The sequence below is a fragment of the Chloroflexus sp. MS-G genome (assembly GCF_000735195.1).
Taxonomy (GTDB): domain Bacteria; phylum Chloroflexota; class Chloroflexia; order Chloroflexales; family Chloroflexaceae; genus Chloroflexus.
In genome coordinates this window covers 1-16,360 of the sequence record NZ_JPIM01000020.1, presented here as the reverse complement: position 1 = coordinate 16,360, position 16,360 = coordinate 1, and the positions used below count along the sequence as shown (strand labels likewise).

Sequence of the window (16,360 nt, the reverse complement as noted above, 5' to 3'; positions counted from 1 at the left end):
CTCACCGATCCAGGATACAAACTTCTCGCCGATAATCGAGCGTAACCCGACGAAACCGACTCAAGAACCGGTTTCCTATGTTCGCCCGGCCCTGTCGCCCAAGGTCGCCGTGATTTGTTACCGGTACATCAACCTCGACATCAGATAGGCGAAACGGTCCCACCTGAATCTCAACCGTTGTTCCGCAGAGCACGGGTGTTGCGGCAGCGAAACCGTGTCCGGTAGTTGCATGGACCGGTCGTTCGTTGAGGTGAAGACGGGCAGCAAGATCAGGGCTAAGTGTCAGCGCACTGTTTGAACCGGTGTCTATTGTAAGCAATACATCGAGAGCTGTACCGGTATCGGGGGACATAATCTGTGCGGTTAGAGCCGGAAAGTGCTCGAAGAAGTGTAGTGGTAACGTCGCACCGTTCGCTGTCGGTGGTGATGGCGCCAGGTCGGGGTGACAGAGCCGAGCTGTTTGTTTCACATAGTCAATGGTCAGATTGAGCCGGTGAAGGACATTGTAACCCAATACCAGATCAACCGGGAACGGCGCCGATTGCAGATCGACTGCCATGAGGTAGAGGTTGCGCAGCGTCAACTCACCGAGGCGCAGCCACGGCAGAACCGTCTCGGTGAACGGTACCGCGTCGGAAGTTGCATCAGAGCCGAGGGCAAAATCACCAAGGCGCAAATCAAGCCGACGTGCCAGCGCTAAGTCGATGGCCGAAGGATCAGTACCGGTGTCAAGCAAGACGAGGAGTGGCCGCCCGCCGGGGCCGGCAGCTCGACAGCGTATCACCTGCGGCTCCCAGATCAGCGGTATCTCGGTCATTCCACTGGCCGGAAAATGGAGTTGAGTCAGATCGTCAAGCATATCGTTCTGCCGATGGATTATCGTGCGTTACTGCCCGATAGAGTTCAAGCGCACGTTTGCGCTGGGTCGCATGATCAACGATTGGCGCCGGATAGTCACGTCCGATCTGCACACCGGCTCTTATCTGCTCGGCAAGCGGCATGGTATGTGGCTCGTGAATGTAACGCGCTGGGACACGAGCCAGTTCCGGTACATAACGTCGGACATACGCACCGTCGGGATCAAACTTTTGCCCCTGACTAACCGGATTAAAGATGCGAAAGTAGGGTTGGGCATCGGTACCGGTACCGGCAGCCCACTGCCAGCCACCATTATTAGCTGCCGGATCGCCATCAAGCAGCAGGTGCATGAAGTGGCGTTCGCCCCAACGCCAATCAACGAGCAGGTCTTTGGTCAGAAAAGAGGCGACGATCATGCGAGCGCGATTGTGCATCCAGCCTTCACGTTGCAATTGCCGCATCGCTGCATCAACGATAGGGTAGCCGGTCTGACCTTGTTGCCAAGCCGCAAAGAGGGTTGGATCATTCGGCCAGGCAATGCGATCATACACCGGTTTGAAGCTCCCACGGAGTGCGTGAGGAAAGTGATAGAGCACCTGTATGTAGAAATCACGCCAGATCAGTTCACCGATCCAACTCTCTGGGCCTGGCCCTGGTGGCGCATTCAATGCTGCCGAAAGACACTGCCGTGGTGACAAGACACCCATACGCAGGTAAGGTGACAGACGTGATGTACCGGCTGCGGCGAGCCGATCACGGCCCTGAGCATAGTCGATCAGCGGGCCGCGCACAAAGTGATCAAGAGCAGCAAGCGCTACAGCTTCACCAGCCGGAAACCGCGGCAGTTCCGCTGGAGCATCTGGAAACAGTTCGGTGAGTCGAGGAATCGGTTTACTGGGCGGTAAAGGAATGGTAGCTAACCCTGACATCTCTTGCACGCGCACCGGTTCTGTTGCCAAACGTGCTCGCCAGCGCTTTGCGTATGGTGTATAGACCGTATACGGTCGACCTTCAGCCGTCACCACTTCATCCATCTCAAAGATGACCAAATCCTTGTAGCTGTGCGTGCTGTAACCGGCAGCACGTAGTGACTGCTTAATCGCACGATCCCGACGGATAGCGTATGGGGTATAATCGCGGTTCCAGGTCACACCCGTTGCACCGGTTTCGCGTAGCAGGGCGATTAGCTCAGACAACGGTTCCCCGCGCCGTACCACCAGATACAGCCCAAGTGTGCGTAGCTCGGCATCGAGCGCAGCCAGACAATCGAGGAGGAACTGAGTACGTGCCGGACTGGCAAAGCGTCCACTCAAGATTGCATCATCGAAGATAAACACCGGCACGACTGCCCCACCAGCGGCGTGTGCAGCAGCTATCAGTGCAGTGTTATCACGTAACCGTAAATCGCGCCGAAACCAATGAATTAACATACAGCTCCAATTGCAAGATATGTGCTAGCATTCTTACATTATACGGCGACTAGTTGGTATAGTCTGATGTTACCCGCTGTAATAGACGACTCATCTTTTCCAGAAGGTCTTGCGAGCGGTACGGTTTGGGGATGAAGTCAGTATACAGATCGAGCGGGAGGCTATCATCGGTTACTTGCCCGGGATTACCACTCATCAGCAAAACCGGTAGTTTGGGATAGCGTTGGCGAATTGCTGCCAGCAACTCAAGCCCGTTCATACCCGGCATCGCCAGATCAACCAGAACAATATCAATCCCAAGTGCTGTTTCGGTCAACAGAGTCAATGCACCGTGACCGTTCGCTGCCTCTATGGTTACCATACCGGCTCGTTCGAGAATGCGGTTCAGTGTCGTTCGGATTGCCGCTTCGTCATCGACAATGAGTGCAGTTCCGCGCAGAATAATAGGCATGCTTTGAGGTTTGGCGGCAGGTGATATGGCCTTGCGCGTTGCGGGTAAGTAAACGGTAAACGTTGAACCAAGCCCCGGCGCACTATTGACCTGAATGGCGCCTTGATGTCGGCGAACAATTCCCTGAACAGCAGCCAGTCCTAACCCATGGCCCTTCGGTTTCGTGCTAAAGAAAGGATCAAAAATACGTCGTTGTGTAGCTTCATCCATACCGATACCGGTATCGCATACGGTAAGGGTGACATATTCACCCGGTTGAATGGTCGGCATCAGATTCAAGCGACGGAGATCGGCAGCCGTGAGGATGACCGCACCAGTACGGACCGTGACCGTTCCACCTCGCTCTCCGATCGCTTCAATTGCATTTGTGAGCAAATTTAACACTATCTGCCGGATTTGGCTGGCTTCTACCACAACTGGCGGGAGATTGCTGTCAAGCTCGTAGTGAATGGTGATCTGACCACTACTACTCCGATTGGTTGGCAATCGCAAAATATCACTCATCTCACGCACCAGCGTTGAGAGATCGACCATCTCTAACGAGCGTTGTCCACGTCCGGCATACACCAATAATTGGTTACACAGCTCAGCCGCCCGTTGTGCCGCCTGGTCGATGGCAGTCAGATGGGGCTGCAGCTGGTGATTTGGTGGTAAATCGAGTAAAGCCAGGCCGATATGTCCGATGATGCCAGTCAGCAAATTATTGAAATCGTGAGCAATACCACCTGCCAGTAAGCCAAGACTCTCAAGTTTCTGCGTTTGGAGCATCTGACTTTCGATGCGACGTCGTTCCTGTTCGGTGTAAAAGCGTTCAATAGCGACGGCTAACACTGTTGCCACACTTTGCAAAAAGAAGATCGCGCCGGTATCAAGCGGTGCAGGTGCATACACGATAAGCGCGCCGAAGCGCCGTTCTTGCCCACGAATAAAGATCACCGCGCCGTGCAGAGGTGTCTCTGGCGCACAGCGTTCGGCCAGGACAGAGGGTAATTGGCGCCAACCAGGATGGTCAGCGGGTAAATGACGGAAGAAATCATCTGGGAACGGCTGGTCAGGTACCTGACCCCATCGCTGACGTACCGTAGCAAGACCATCGGGATCGATGTCGATCAACGCAATCCCGCTGAGATGGAGTGTCTGCGCAGTCTGACTCATTGCAGCCGAAAAGAGTGTGTCGAGATCCGTATGAGCCAATGCTTCACGAGCCAGGGTCGCCAACTGTTCCTGTTGGGCAGCCAGCTCGGCCAGTCGTTCATTCGCACGGCGGAGTGGCGTAACATCTTGAAACGCAATGACCGCGCATAACCCTTCCGGCAACTCAACGATCTCGGCGGCCAACTGCACAAAATGCGTTGTTCCATCTTGACGGCAAAAACTGAACTCCACGTCCCTGATCGTTCCCTGCTGATGCAATGTGTTGACAATGGTTGACCATTGTGCAGGTAATTGAGACCAATCGAGTTCATCGATCCGCTGCTTGATAAGCTGATCGCTGCTTAGTTCAAAAAATTCACGACAGGTCGCGTTTGCGTTCAGAATCAGGTTATCGGCGAGACGTACTATCAGCGTCGCAAACGGTGTGGAATCGAACAGGCGGGCAAGTTTTTCTTCCGAGATACGTAACCGTTGCTCAACAATTTCACGTTCGTTTAGTTCTCTTTGCGCCTCCCGAATTGATCGGGAGAAATGACTGATGACATGCGTGATAGTACGGGCCGCCAGGAGAAAGTAGAAGATGTAGGTAACGAACCAAAACAGCGCTGATGATGAAGCAGGATGGGGTGGAAGAAGATCGTCAGCATAGACAAACACTGCACTAACCGCAATAGAGAGAACTGTTATCAGCCAGGCGCCACGCTGACCAAGCAAGATACCGGAAATAATCACAACTAATGGTAAAGCGACAAAGGCTGGTGATTGCAGCCCACCACCAATGAACGCTGCGACGATCAACGTTAGCCAGAGGGCGCCGACAGCCAGGATACCCGCAGCACGTAGAGAATTGTTTTGTAACAATCGTAATGAACTAAGAAGTACAACCAGAAGTGGAACAACGATGAGCAGACGTAATGGGATCAGCGTTGGATCGATAGGTACGAGAATCGTATAGCTGAACACCATCAACAGGAGTAGCCCGATCAGCTCACGTAAAAGTTGATACCTATGCTGGTGTAGATAGTCTTTCGTTGCGGAAGGGGGATCGGGAAAAGCAGTCATGCATCTTTCTCCCTGAGAACTGATGACTATCGCGTCGCAGACTGCCCCCGATCTAGGAAGGTGAAAGAGTGGGCTATTCACCCTGATCGGGTGCGGCGCCGATGCTGTGGGCTACGGTTACCCCACTTAACTGGATAATCGCTTCACGCACTTCATCAGCAGCAGTCTGCCAGGTTGCACGCAGCTTGGGATGCGCCTTCAGGTATAACGGTTCGCCAAACCGAACGGTTACGCGATAAGGACGAGGAATCACTTTTCCTTTCGGCATGACCCGATGAGTCCCTCCGACATAGGTCGGAATCACTGGTGTACCGGGAAATTCGGCAATGAGACGACCAATACCACTCCGAAATGGGCCAATTTCACCGGTTTTGCTGCGGGTACCTTCAGGAAACAGCAACAACGCATATCCTTCACGCAGAGCACGAGCCGCATGACGGAGTGGGTCTTGTCCACCACGGCGATCACGGGCTATGGGAATAGCGTTAAATAGGATACGTGAGAGAAACTGCATGATTCCACCCTGGAAGAAGTAATCTTGAGCGGCAGCGGCTACAAAGCGGGCACGTACTTCACGGGGTAGCACCGAATAAATAACCGCTGTGTCTGCATGGCTGGTATGATTGGCTGCGATGATGCATGCGCCTTCCAGGGGAACGTGCTCAATCCCTTCAACTCGTGGTCGCACGTATAGGCGCACAAACATTCTAAACAGCGTCGGCACAAAACGGGCCGCAATGTGGCGGCTGCGGTAGAGACTCATAGCCCCTTCCCTATACCTCTCGTACTCTCATCCTCTTCATCAGACGACGAGAAATGCCGGTACTAAATAAAATGCGCAGATATCACTAGATATTATACTACCCGCTATCATTCCTGGCGAGAGTATTGTTTCTGCAAATCGCAAGGGCATCTTATCCCAGGAAACGTTTGGTATTTCGTCGCTATCTTGTATCTTGCAAAATGGTAAGCCACTATGGGGCGGACTCCAGATCCGCCCCTGTTATACAGTCGCAATCATTCGCTTTGCAGGCGAGCAATCGCAGCAGCGTCATACCGCAAAATCGGTTGACGAGCAGCACGTACTTCGTCGAGACGTCGCACTGGCGCTTTCGTGGGTGCGGCATGCAATACTTCGGGTGTCTCGACCGCTTCGCCGGCAATTTTACGCATTGTCGCGATAAAGCGATCGAGCGTCTGTTTACTCTCGGTCTCGGTTGGTTCGATCATCAACGCTTCTGGGACGATCAGCGGGAAGTAGATCGTCGGCGGATGGAATCCGTAATCGATCAACCGCTTGGCAATGTCGAGCGTTCGTACATCTTTAGGCGCACCGGCGATCTGGCCGCGCAGCACCACTTCGTGCATACAGATGCGATCAATCGCCTGTGGATAAATATCTTTGAGCATCACCCGTACATAGTTTGCATTGAGCACCGCAGTTTCACTGACTGCCCGCAAACCGGTGGCACCCATCGAACGGATATAAGCCCAGGCCCGTACCAACATGCCAAAGTTGCCGTGAAAGGCCTTCATCCGGCCAATGCTCTTTTCAGGGGTAAAGAACTCGTAGCGGCCATCATCCCGCTGCCGTACTCGCGGGCCGGGAAGGAAGGGGGCCAGTTCAGCAGTACAACCAACAGCGCCTGAACCAGGGCCGCCACCGCCGTGAGGAGTCGTGAAGGTTTTGTGCAGGTTATAGTGCATGAAGTCAAAACCTAGTTCGCCTGGCTTGGCGATGCCTAGAATCGCATTAAAGTTCGCACCATCGCCATACATCAACCCGCCAGCCTCGTGAACCAGACGGCAAATCTCGACAATATGCTCTTCAAACAGGCCGAGGGTATTGGGATTGGTAAGCATCATCCCGGCGGTACGCGGTGATAGTTTGGCTTTCAGATCGTCGAGATCGACGTTGCCACGTGCATCACTTTTCAGCTCAACAACCTTCAACCCAGCCATTGCCGCCGTGGCAGGGTTAGTACCGTGAGCCGAGTCAGGCACCAGGATTTCAGTACGCTGCGTATCGCCACGGTCGAGGTGGTAGGCACGAAAGACCAGAATACCGGTCAGCTCTCCCTGAGCACCAGCGGCTGGTTGTAGACTGACCGCAGCAAACCCACTGATCTCGGCAAGATAATTTTGCAATTCGTACATCAATTGCAGGGCACCCTGACTGAGTTCTTCATCTTGCAGCGGATGCGCGGCGGCGAAGCCAGGCAGCCGAGCCGCTTCTTCGTGCAGTTTGGGGTTGTATTTCATCGTGCACGAACCAAGCGGATAGAACCCAGTGTCAATCGCATAGTTGCGCTGGCTCATCCGGGTGAAATGGCGAATGACTTCTGGTTCAGTTAGTTCGGGAAAACCCGCCAGATCATCCTGGCGGAGCAGATGTTCAGGGATGGGAGCCGGTTCCACACCGACTGCTGGCAGATTGACGCCAATCTTTCCCGGCTGCGAATAGGTAAAGATTGGTGGTTCTTCGTTATTCATAGCTGTTTGCTCCATTCTCATCAGGCGTCGCTACGATTGGCGGCGACTGAACTGCATCAAGGCCGGTGGCAATGTGCAGGGCCAGTTCCACCGCATCACGCTCAAGCAAGATTGTGATGCGGTACGGAAGGATGGCAAACTCGCGTACCTGATCATAGCGACGATCCGTTGTGTCGTTGTACGTAGTGCCATAGCCGACCCGCAGACCAAAATAGTCGGGATCGGCAAAATTGATCTGAAGTGTTGCGTGATCCCATCCTGGTCGCCAGGTCTGGGCGAAACCCCAACCAACCACCCCCACTAATCGCCAGTCTCGTTCACGTCGACGGACAATGAGGCGGCGCGGATGCAGATCTCCGTGGACAAGGCATGCCGGTCGGGCAGTTGTGGTGAGCCACTCGGCGAGACGGCGCATCAGCCAATCGCGCTGTTCGGTTGTCATTAGGTTCTGGTCAACTGCTGCGCTGGCCGCCAATGCAACCCGTTGCTGAAGATAGGTGATGTCGGCGCCAGGAACAGGTGATTGGGTCGTCGGGGTAGGGAGAGCATCGGGCTGTAATGGACCGTAGTATGGCGCCTGGTAGCTGTGAACCCGCGCCATGACCATTGCCAGCGCCTGACCGATGGCAAAGCGCGATTCCTCGTCGATGGCAGTGATTATCTCTGATAGGGGAGTACCGGACAGGTAGCTTAAGGCTAATGCTGGTGGATCATCGCCAACTGCCGGGGTTTCCCCTAAAACCGAAGGCAGTGGTAGATCGATCTCAGCCTGTAACGTGCGCAGGGCGAGGGCTTCGGTCTGGAGCGCTTCACCGGCCCAGCGATCGACGCCAGCCGGCAATCGCAGCACAAACTGACGGTCACTTGCCGTAACCAGCAGGCTGCGCGTACCAAGCGGCGCAACGTCACGTATCCGCGTTCCCGGTAGGGCGCGGGAAACGATCCGTTCGATTTGGAGCAATGAAACGTCTTCGATCATACCCCTAACCATAGGCCGGCAGACCGTCAAGCGGCTGCGGCCAGTGCTGCGACGAAGCGATCTATCTCCACCGGTGTATTCATTTCGGTCACTGCTACTAGCATCGCGTTCCCCAGTTGTGGTTCATCGTTGCTCAAATCATAGCCACCGATGATACCCTGTTCACGCAATGCAGCGTTGATCTCGGCTACCGGACGAGGGCATTGCACTACAAATTCGCGGAAGAACGGCTGATCGGTAAGCACACGGTAATCAGGCAGATCGGCAATGCGGCGTGCTGCGTAATGAGCACGGTGATACGTGATCTCGGCCACCTTGCGCATACCGCGTTTCCCCATGAGCGACATATACACCGCTGAGGCCAGAGCCATCAAGCCCTGATTCGTGCAGATATTGCTCGTCGCCCGCTCGCGGCGAATATCCTGCTCGCGTGCTCGCAGTGTGAGTACGTAGGCCATTCGGCCATCGACATCCTTCGTGACACCTACAATCCGACCGGCGATCTTGTGTACGTATTTCTGGCGCGTGGTAAAGATACCGAGATACGGCCCACCAAATGCCAATCCCAACCCTAGCGGCTGTCCCTCGCCGGTAGCAATATCGGCGCCAGCTTCGGCAGGGGTTTGGAACAATCCCAATGCGATGGGATCAAAATGCACGGCTAGCAGTGCTCCTCGCGCCTGTACCTGCGCTCCCAGGCCACGTAAGTCGTGCAATCTTCCCAAGAAATCGGGGTTCTGTACGATCAGTAGTGCCGTCTGCTCATCGACCTGCGCAACAGCGTCGGCGATGGTCGCGTTAGGGTTCTCATCACCGACAATCGTCACATCCAGACCTTGCAGGTAGGTGCGTAGCACGGCGCGATACTGGGGATGGACACCACGGGCAACCACAATCTTACGTCGGTTTCGTACCACGTTGAGGGCCATGATGGCCGACTCAGCCAGCGCTGTTGCGCCATCATAGTGCGAAGCGTTGGCGATTTCCATCCCGGTCAGGGCACAGATCAAACTCTGATACTCAAAGATCGCCTGCAATGTCCCCTGACTGATCTCTGGTTGGTATGGTGTGTAGGCTGTGTAATACTCGCCACGGCGCAGAATCTGGTCGACGGCGGCTGGTACAAAGTGGTTGTATGCGCCAGCGCCAAGGAAGATGCTGTAGCGACGGGTATGGGCATTTGTTTCACTCAGCCGGTTGAGTTCAGCCATCAGTTCGGGTTCTGATAATGGTGGCGGTAACTCAAGCGGTGGAAAGCGATAATCAGCCGGTACATCGGTAAAGAGGTCTTCTATCTTCTCAACACCGATTGCCCGCAACATCTCTTGACGATCAGCATCAGTGATCGGAATATAGTGAGTCATACGACATTCCATCTAGTTTCTAATGTTCGATTTCAGCAACAAATGCTGCATACTCTTCAGCATCAAGCAATTCTACACTCTCACCACTCGGACGCACGCGCAACATCCAGCCCGCACCATACGGATCGCTGTTGATCGGTGCTTGATCGCTCTCCAGGGCAGTATTCACTGCCACGACCTCACCACTGACCGGTGCATACAAATCGGAACTCGCCTTCACCGACTCAACAATACCGAAGCTCTCGCCGGCAGTGATAGTCGAGCCAACGGCTGGCAATTCGATGTACACCACGTCACCGAGTGCGTGTTGGGCGTAATCAGTAATCCCAATCACAACCTCTTCCCCCTCTTGCCGAACCCACTCATGAGTTTTTGCATACCGTAAATCGGCTGGAGTTTTGTAAGCCATGGTGAACTCCTCTAGCGCTTGTAGCGCGGCTTATAGAAAGGCATCTTGACGACACGTGCCCGTACTGGACGTTCACGGACGATAATATCAAATTCGCTTCCTTCACTGCTGAGATCAGTTGGAACGTATGCCATACCCAGGGGACGCCCCAATGTCGGCGAGGGCATACCGCTAGTAACAAAACCAACCGGCTCACCGTTTAGCCGTTGTACCTGGTAACCGGCGCGGGCGATCCCTTTCCCAACCATCTCAAACCCGATCAGACGTCGGCTTACGCCCGTCTGCTTGATAGCCTGCAACGCCTCGCGACCGATAAAATCACCTTTGTCAAGTTTGACCACCCAGCCCAGGCGTGCTTCATACGGGTTCGTCGTCTCGTCGATCTCGTGTCCATAGAGGGCAAGACAGGCTTCAAAGCGTAGACTATCACGCGCACCAAGACCACAAGCCTGTACAGCGTTTCCGCCGAGGGCCAATAGGCCATACCAGAAACGTTCAGCGTGGGTGGCTTCAAAAAAGATTTCAAAACCATCTTCACCAGTATAACCGGTACGGGCGATCAAAGCATTCTGCCCGAAGATCGTCGTCATTGCTACTCCGTGAAACGGTAGCGAGCCAATATCGGCGGTTGTTGAGTCCTCTGCTCCTGCCAACAGATGTTCAGCCTGTGGTCCCTGGAGCGCCAGCATCGCCCATCGGTCGGAACGATCTTCAATTTCCACCTCAAACCCATCGATATGTTGCTGGAACCAGTCCCAGTCTTTGGCCCGATTAGCAGCGTTCACCACGACCATAAACTCATCGGGCAAGTGATAGAGAAAGACATCATCGATAATGCCACCATCGGGGCGACAAAGCAGACCATAACTTGCCTGGCCAAGTGGAATTGCGTGTACATCGCAGGTAACCATTCGCTGCAAGAAGTGTTCGGCTTGTGGCCCACGTACCATAAACCGGCCCATATGACTGATGTCGAACAATCCGGCCCGGTTACGAACGGCGTGGTGTTCTTCGATGATGCCACGGTATTGTACCGGCATCTCCCAACCACCAAATTCGACCATGCGCGCACCCATAGCTATGTGCGCGTTGTAGAGCGGAGTTCGTTTCAACATACGTGTTCCCGTCGATTATGAACGGTCTTCTTCCAATCCGGTGCGCACACGGCGCAGTAGTTCACGGCAAGCTATCGCGTGGCGGGCCAACTCTTCATCGCCACCGGCTTTTGCTTCCGCTGCAAATTCCCAAAGGGCATGTTCAGCAGTTTCACTCAGCAGGACGGGGTAATCGTCCAGGACTTGGGCAATCGTCTCTTCATCTTCAGCGACCAGCAGAGCTTCAATCGCTGCTTCCAGGTCAGTTTCAGCTTCTGCAGCAGGAGCACTGCGCAGCGCTGCCAACATTGCCCGGCGTGTTTCTAACATCTGGGCGAGCCGTTCGGCATCAGCAGCCAGTGCCGCTTCAATCTCCTCTGCCAGCAACTGATCAACTTCAGGGCGTAGCAGAAGCGGATGGCGAGCAACCACCTGTTCGAGTTCGGTATCGCTGTGGGCATTCAGCAACTCTTGCAGCGCGGCTGGCGGAATCGTCGTTAATCGCTCGGCTACCTCGTAATGACTCATCCGCGCCAGGATGTCACGGGCCTGGCGTAAGCTCTGGGCAATGGCTCGTTCACCCTGAGCAACGGCCACCTCGGCCAACTGATTGAGCGTAGCTAACGCTGCCGGATCGAGCAATTCGGGGTGCTGTGCCAGAACTTGTTCTAGCTCGGCGTCGGAATCGGCGGCTAGCAGGGCCTCTATCGCCGTCATTAGCGGTGAACGTTCTGCTGGTGGTGCTGGTGACGAGGGTGGTGCTGAGGGCGGTTGCGGCGACCGGCGGGCGTCAAGACGGCGCAGCAGCAGCGCCAAACCACTCATATCTTGGGCAATATCGACATCGGCCAGATAGGGGCGTCGCTGTTCGGGTTCTATCGAACCAACCAGCAGGGCATGTAGATCGCGAGCCTGTTCGCGAATCTCGTAATCGCTTGAACCCGGAGCAGGTGCAAACATCACCCGTCGGGCCTGCGCATCGTGGTACAGCAGCGGTGCTCCAGCAGGACCTTGCTTGCCACAGTGGGGGCATGCAACTAGATTCAGTTCTTCCCGCCGCAGAGCAGCGGCAGCTTCTGGCTCTTCAGCAGTATCAATAATCAGCCAGACCTCGGCTTCAAAATCAGCACCACAGTGCGGACACGTCAATTGGGCCTGCTCGCGGTACGAGATGGGCATAGTGCTTTACACCTTTGCCGATCAGTTATTCCTTACCACTGTATTGTACCATCAGTCACGCTGTGGTATTGCGTGGAGAGGTGTAGCAGGAGCTAAAGATGGTCGAATACACCGTTGAAAGCGTTGTAGTCTTAACTCGCCTGTTGGGTCAACCTGTAAAGGACACGACGGCCCGTGTCAGTCGCTGATTACCACAATGGGGGCTACAGTGACGCTGCGTTCTATCCAGGTCGCGACCAGCGGGTCTCGTGCGCGCAACCTCATGGGTTAGCGAGCGGAATGCGGTAAACAGATTGGAGCGGTGCGGTACACAGACGCCATGATACTTGCTTTCTCGCGCCAGAAGTGGTATGCAGAACACTGATCACAACTGCTCTAAATATGCTCGTAACCAGACCAGACTATCAGGATTGACATAATGGCAGACCGCCGCCCCATCATCATACGTCTCTATCAATCCGGCATCACGTAAGACGCGCAGATGTTGCGAGATTGTTGACTGGGCATGAGGGCCATCATCGGGCATGTGAAGCAGAATCTGGTTACCGATACAACCGGGGTGTCGGAGGATGTAGCGGAGAATCTGAATACGCGCAGGATGGCTAAGCGCCTTACAGAGCAACGCTAAGCGACGGTCATCTGGTTCAAGAGCACGTTGTTGTGCCATGGCCATCGTCGGCCTCCTTTCCGCGTGTGTTTTACTGTACGACGAAAAACGGGGTGCTGTCAAGAGGAAAAACGAAAGTGTGCCTGAAAAATGTCTCTTGTCTAGGAGTGCGGGCTATAGGCCCGCGCTTCTGCACTCAGAACCTATCCGAATAGCTGGAGAACGCCCTCGCTTGCCGTTATTCAGACCCCTGATGTACAGTATCGATAGGGATTCACATATCAACACAGCAAGCTGATGCTGCTTGAACTATGCTACAGATTTGTCTTTGAATCGGGTATCCTTCGACACCCTAGTATCCCGTTAGGTCGGATTTGGCAATGTTAGTATGTTCATGCTCGCACAGCGCGATGAAACGGCTGCTGGTTATAAGTTGTGTTTCGCGTCTGGTCGAAATGACCATTGCTATTTGGATGGACTATGCTAGAATAAACAGGGAAGAAAGATTGTGCTTTCGTTATGAATCCCGCGAAGATCAGATATGAATGCACAGAAGTTTCCTCCTTATGTGGTAGTGGCGTCAATCCTTACCATCACAGCTTTCGTCGTTGCGAACGCAGTGCAACTGTTTGGCGATTCCCTTCGGGATTGGATCGTGCAGATGTACAATGCCGATCCGCTTCGCTTTATCGTCGCCAGCATCCTGATCTTCGCTTTTATGGCAGCGGGCGCGATCTGGATTGCCTACCAGCAATATCGCGGACAGCAGCCTGAGAATGCTGATCTATCCGGTTTCAAGGAAGCCTCTACCATCCGTCTTTTGCAGTTGCCTGAAAATCTCAGTGACGATCCGAAGGCTCGTGAGTTCATACCGGCGACCCGGCAGAAAGAGCAGCGGGCGCTGACAGACATGATCCTGACCGTGCCGAAACAGTCTGCGCTCAAGGCATTCCTCCATGCCATTACCTTCCGGCGGCTGTTTCGTCCGGCGAGCGTGCCAGTTGCGGTGGTGACCGGGATTGGCGGCATTGGGAAAACGTCGCTGGCACTATTTACCAGTTATGACCGGCGGATCAGACAGGCTTACCCTGGCGGTCGTTTCTACTTTGACGCTGCGGGCATCTACCCTGAACATGCCAGTGACACAACAGCCCAGGTCTTGTTTCGCTTCCTTGTCGGCGCCGGGATTGACAACAAACAGATCAACCAGGGCCTTGGCCTGCCTGCCAGCGAAGAAGATCGAGCCAGGCAATTCGAGCGCCTGACGGCTCAAAAAGACGATCCTGACGTAACAGATTTCTTACAGAGGTTATACGTCCGGTCGCTGATCGGGCAACACCGACTGATCATTATTGACAATCCTCCTAATACGGCGGACTTAAGCGCATTTGAGCCACCAGAGGGCAATGCGCTGCTAGTCATTACCCGGCCCGAACACCCGCTTTATAAACTGCGGCGCATGCCTCAGCTTCGACTGAAACCGATGGACGAGCCGGAGTCACAGCGCATCATCAAGAAGGAGTGGCCAGCAGATCAGACAATTTCATGGAATCCTGACTCGCCCGACGGCAGATCTGTCTGTCAGCGCATTCATCGGCTTGGCAGCGGCATTCCCCTTGTGGTGCTGGTGCTCAGCCGGATGTTGAAGAATGAAGCCGAAGATGGCGGGAGTCTCGAAGCGGCTGTACGTTATCTTTCTCAACTGGAACATGACCACGCGGCCGGCGCATGGACATTCAGCGCGTTTCTCAACCGGCTGCTACAGCTGCCCTATAGTGCTGAACCCAACCGGGCAACGGTTGAAGAGGTCTTTCGCCTCAGCTATGTTCGGTTGACCGAGGATGCCCAACGAATGTTCCGGTCGCTGGCTATCTTTAGCGGCCTTCATTTCGACGAACGTCTGGCGGTCACCGTTGGGAGTGGAACTGACGAGACCTTCAGGCAACTCCTGCGGAGTGGTCTGGTGGAGCGGGCGCCTGATTCCCAACGCTTCTACCTGTACGACCCGATCGCATTATTCGCGCGCACGTTACTGCATCAATCGCCCGATGAGCCGCAAGAGGTCGTTGCGCGGTATGCCGCCTTCTTTGCCGACCTTGCCGATCAGACCGAAGCCCGTTTCCGTGCTGCGAGCGATCAGGCGGAGCGCCAGGCAATCGTCAGCGCGTTGGCGACAGAGGCGATCCATCTGCGTCGCTGCCGCGATGCGCTTCTCGAATCAACTGCTGAACAAGCGCCGGTCCTGCTCTTGCGATTGAGCGCCTCTGTCCTCGGAATTATTCAGTACACTCCAGGCAATCATAATACTTCCCTCGGCTCCTCTGACGAATGGGAGCCTGTGGCCACGCGCGCCCTCGCGCAGATCATTGAGAGTCTGAGTGCGCAGGATCGGGCGCTGTATGCCGGACTCGGCATCTTTCCCGGTTCGTTCGATGTAGCGGATGCTTGCCAGGTCCTCGCACCGATTGTTGACACCGTGGATGATAAGAAACTTGTTGACTTCCTGGCGATGAGCCTCCTGCGCCAGGTCGAGGCGCATCGTTACGAAGTCCGTTACTCAATTGTGCGCGCCCACGCGCAGGATGCCTTCCGCCAAATGCCGCCCGATCAGCAACAGGCGGTCGGCGACGCCTTCGCCCGTCACTACGCGCAGAAGGCTCAGCAGTACAGCGAGGAATCAGACGTGACAGCGCAGACGCTCTTCGAGCGTGATTGGGCGGCAATCCGCAAGAGCCAGGCAATAGCGCAGGAGAGGGCGCCGGATCTTGATCGTGAACTGGTTATCTATGCCAATGCATACTTCTCATACTGGTATATCATGTACGATTATTGTTTGCTCACATGGCTCGAAGCCGGGCTGGCCGCTGCGGAACGGCGCGGTGATGACGCAAACAAAGCGCTGCTGCTGGCGCTTCATCGCGCCATTGTTGCCGAGAGCCAGCAGCAGTGGGCGGAGGCGGCGCAGCGGTATCAGCAGGTGCTCGATATGCCCGGCGCCGCGCCCGCGACCCGTGCGCGTGCCTGCCTCGAGCTGGGGTATGTCGCCGCAGCACAGCGGCAGTGGGCGGAGGCGGCGCGGTGGCGTCGGCAGGCGCTCGATATGCCCGGCGCCGCGCCCGCGACCCGTGCGGCTGCCTGCCTCGGGCTGGGCATTGTCGCCGAGCGGCAGCAGCAGTGGGCGGAGGCGGCGCAGTGGTATCGGCAGGCGCTCGATATGCCCGGCGCCGCGCCTGACACCCGTGCGCGTGCCTGCCTCGGGCTGGGCGTTGTTGCCGAGCG

Annotated in this window: 12 protein-coding genes; 1 reads left to right on the top strand and 11 read right to left on the bottom strand. The window is 55.3% G+C overall.

The genetic code is table 11. The features are described from left to right. Position 1: 1 nt before the first annotated feature. The 11 genes from JE47_RS0105485 to JE47_RS0105435 all read right to left on the bottom strand — a co-directional run bounded on the left by JE47_RS0105485 (position 2) and on the right by JE47_RS0105435 (position 13,147). Positions 2-859: a retropepsin-like aspartic protease gene (locus tag JE47_RS0105485; RefSeq protein WP_031458789.1), complete on the bottom strand. Its 858-nt coding sequence runs from the start codon at positions 857-859 to the stop codon at positions 2-4. Further along, on the bottom strand, positions 852-2,288 hold the full coding sequence (locus JE47_RS0105480; protein ID WP_031458788.1) for a cryptochrome/photolyase family protein: 1,437 nt from the start codon (positions 2,286-2,288) through the stop codon (positions 852-854). Before JE47_RS0105480 ends, JE47_RS0105485 begins: the two co-directional genes overlap by 8 nt. A 49-nt stretch (positions 2,289-2,337) precedes the next feature. Continuing rightward, complete coding sequence (locus JE47_RS0105475; protein ID WP_031458787.1) at positions 2,338-4,956, bottom strand: hybrid sensor histidine kinase/response regulator; 2,619 nt, start codon at positions 4,954-4,956, stop codon at positions 2,338-2,340. 73 nt (positions 4,957-5,029) lie between these two features. Next, entirely contained in the window at positions 5,030-5,719 is a 690-nt protein-coding gene (locus tag JE47_RS0105470; protein WP_031458786.1) for a lysophospholipid acyltransferase family protein, read from the bottom strand. A 254-nt stretch (positions 5,720-5,973) separates the two neighbouring features. Further along, a complete protein-coding gene (gene gcvPB / locus JE47_RS0105465; protein WP_031458785.1) occupies positions 5,974-7,449 on the bottom strand; it encodes an aminomethyl-transferring glycine dehydrogenase subunit GcvPB in 1,476 nt (491 codons plus the stop codon). Beyond that, entirely contained in the window at positions 7,442-8,428 is a 987-nt protein-coding gene (locus JE47_RS0105460; RefSeq protein WP_031458784.1) for a phosphotransferase family protein, read from the bottom strand. Before JE47_RS0105460 ends, gcvPB begins: the two co-directional genes overlap by 8 nt. Before the next feature lie 26 nt (positions 8,429-8,454). After that, positions 8,455-9,792, bottom strand: a complete 1,338-nt coding sequence (gene gcvPA / locus JE47_RS0105455) for an aminomethyl-transferring glycine dehydrogenase subunit GcvPA (protein WP_031458783.1) — start codon at positions 9,790-9,792, stop codon at positions 8,455-8,457. A gap of 19 nt (positions 9,793-9,811) precedes the next feature. After that, positions 9,812-10,201, bottom strand: coding sequence for a glycine cleavage system protein GcvH (gene gcvH / locus JE47_RS0105450; RefSeq protein WP_031458782.1), 390 nt, complete (start codon positions 10,199-10,201; stop codon positions 9,812-9,814). An 11-nt stretch (positions 10,202-10,212) separates the two neighbouring features. Beyond that, the gene (gcvT, locus tag JE47_RS0105445; RefSeq protein ID WP_031458781.1) at positions 10,213-11,316 is read right to left on the bottom strand and encodes a glycine cleavage system aminomethyltransferase GcvT; all 1,104 of its coding nucleotides are present in this window, start codon (positions 11,314-11,316) and stop codon (positions 10,213-10,215) included. Between the two features lie 15 nt (positions 11,317-11,331). Continuing rightward, complete coding sequence (locus JE47_RS0105440; RefSeq protein WP_031458780.1) at positions 11,332-12,474, bottom strand: CpXC domain-containing protein; 1,143 nt, start codon at positions 12,472-12,474, stop codon at positions 11,332-11,334. Positions 12,475-12,838: 364 nt separating this feature from the next. After that, on the bottom strand, positions 12,839-13,147 hold the full coding sequence (locus JE47_RS0105435) for an ArsR/SmtB family transcription factor (protein ID WP_031458779.1): 309 nt from the start codon (positions 13,145-13,147) through the stop codon (positions 12,839-12,841). A 475-nt stretch (positions 13,148-13,622) separates the two neighbouring features. Between JE47_RS0105435 and JE47_RS0105430 the strand changes: the two genes are divergently transcribed. Then, on the top strand, positions 13,623-16,360 hold a 2,738-nt coding region (locus JE47_RS0105430; protein ID WP_031458778.1), incomplete at its 3' end, for a hypothetical protein.

Excerpts from the sequence above, each read along its gene's own strand:
- JE47_RS0105485 (WP_031458789.1), bottom strand. The coding sequence starts at position 859 with ATGCTTGACGATCTGACTCAACTCCATTTTCCGGCCAGTGGAATGACC.
- JE47_RS0105480 (WP_031458788.1), bottom strand. The coding sequence starts at position 2,288 with ATGTTAATTCATTGGTTTCGGCGCGATTTACGGTTACGTGATAACACT.
- JE47_RS0105475 (WP_031458787.1), bottom strand. The coding sequence starts at position 4,956 with ATGACTGCTTTTCCCGATCCCCCTTCCGCAACGAAAGACTATCTACAC.
- JE47_RS0105470 (WP_031458786.1), bottom strand. The coding sequence starts at position 5,719 with ATGAGTCTCTACCGCAGCCGCCACATTGCGGCCCGTTTTGTGCCGACG.
- gcvPB (WP_031458785.1), bottom strand. The coding sequence starts at position 7,449 with ATGAATAACGAAGAACCACCAATCTTTACCTATTCGCAGCCGGGAAAG.
- JE47_RS0105460 (WP_031458784.1), bottom strand. The coding sequence starts at position 8,428 with ATGATCGAAGACGTTTCATTGCTCCAAATCGAACGGATCGTTTCCCGC.
- gcvPA (WP_031458783.1), bottom strand. The coding sequence starts at position 9,792 with ATGACTCACTATATTCCGATCACTGATGCTGATCGTCAAGAGATGTTG.
- gcvH (WP_031458782.1), bottom strand. The coding sequence starts at position 10,201 with ATGGCTTACAAAACTCCAGCCGATTTACGGTATGCAAAAACTCATGAG.
- gcvT (WP_031458781.1), bottom strand. The coding sequence starts at position 11,316 with ATGTTGAAACGAACTCCGCTCTACAACGCGCACATAGCTATGGGTGCG.
- JE47_RS0105440 (WP_031458780.1), bottom strand. The coding sequence starts at position 12,474 with ATGCCCATCTCGTACCGCGAGCAGGCCCAATTGACGTGTCCGCACTGT.
- JE47_RS0105435 (WP_031458779.1), bottom strand. The coding sequence starts at position 13,147 with ATGGCCATGGCACAACAACGTGCTCTTGAACCAGATGACCGTCGCTTA.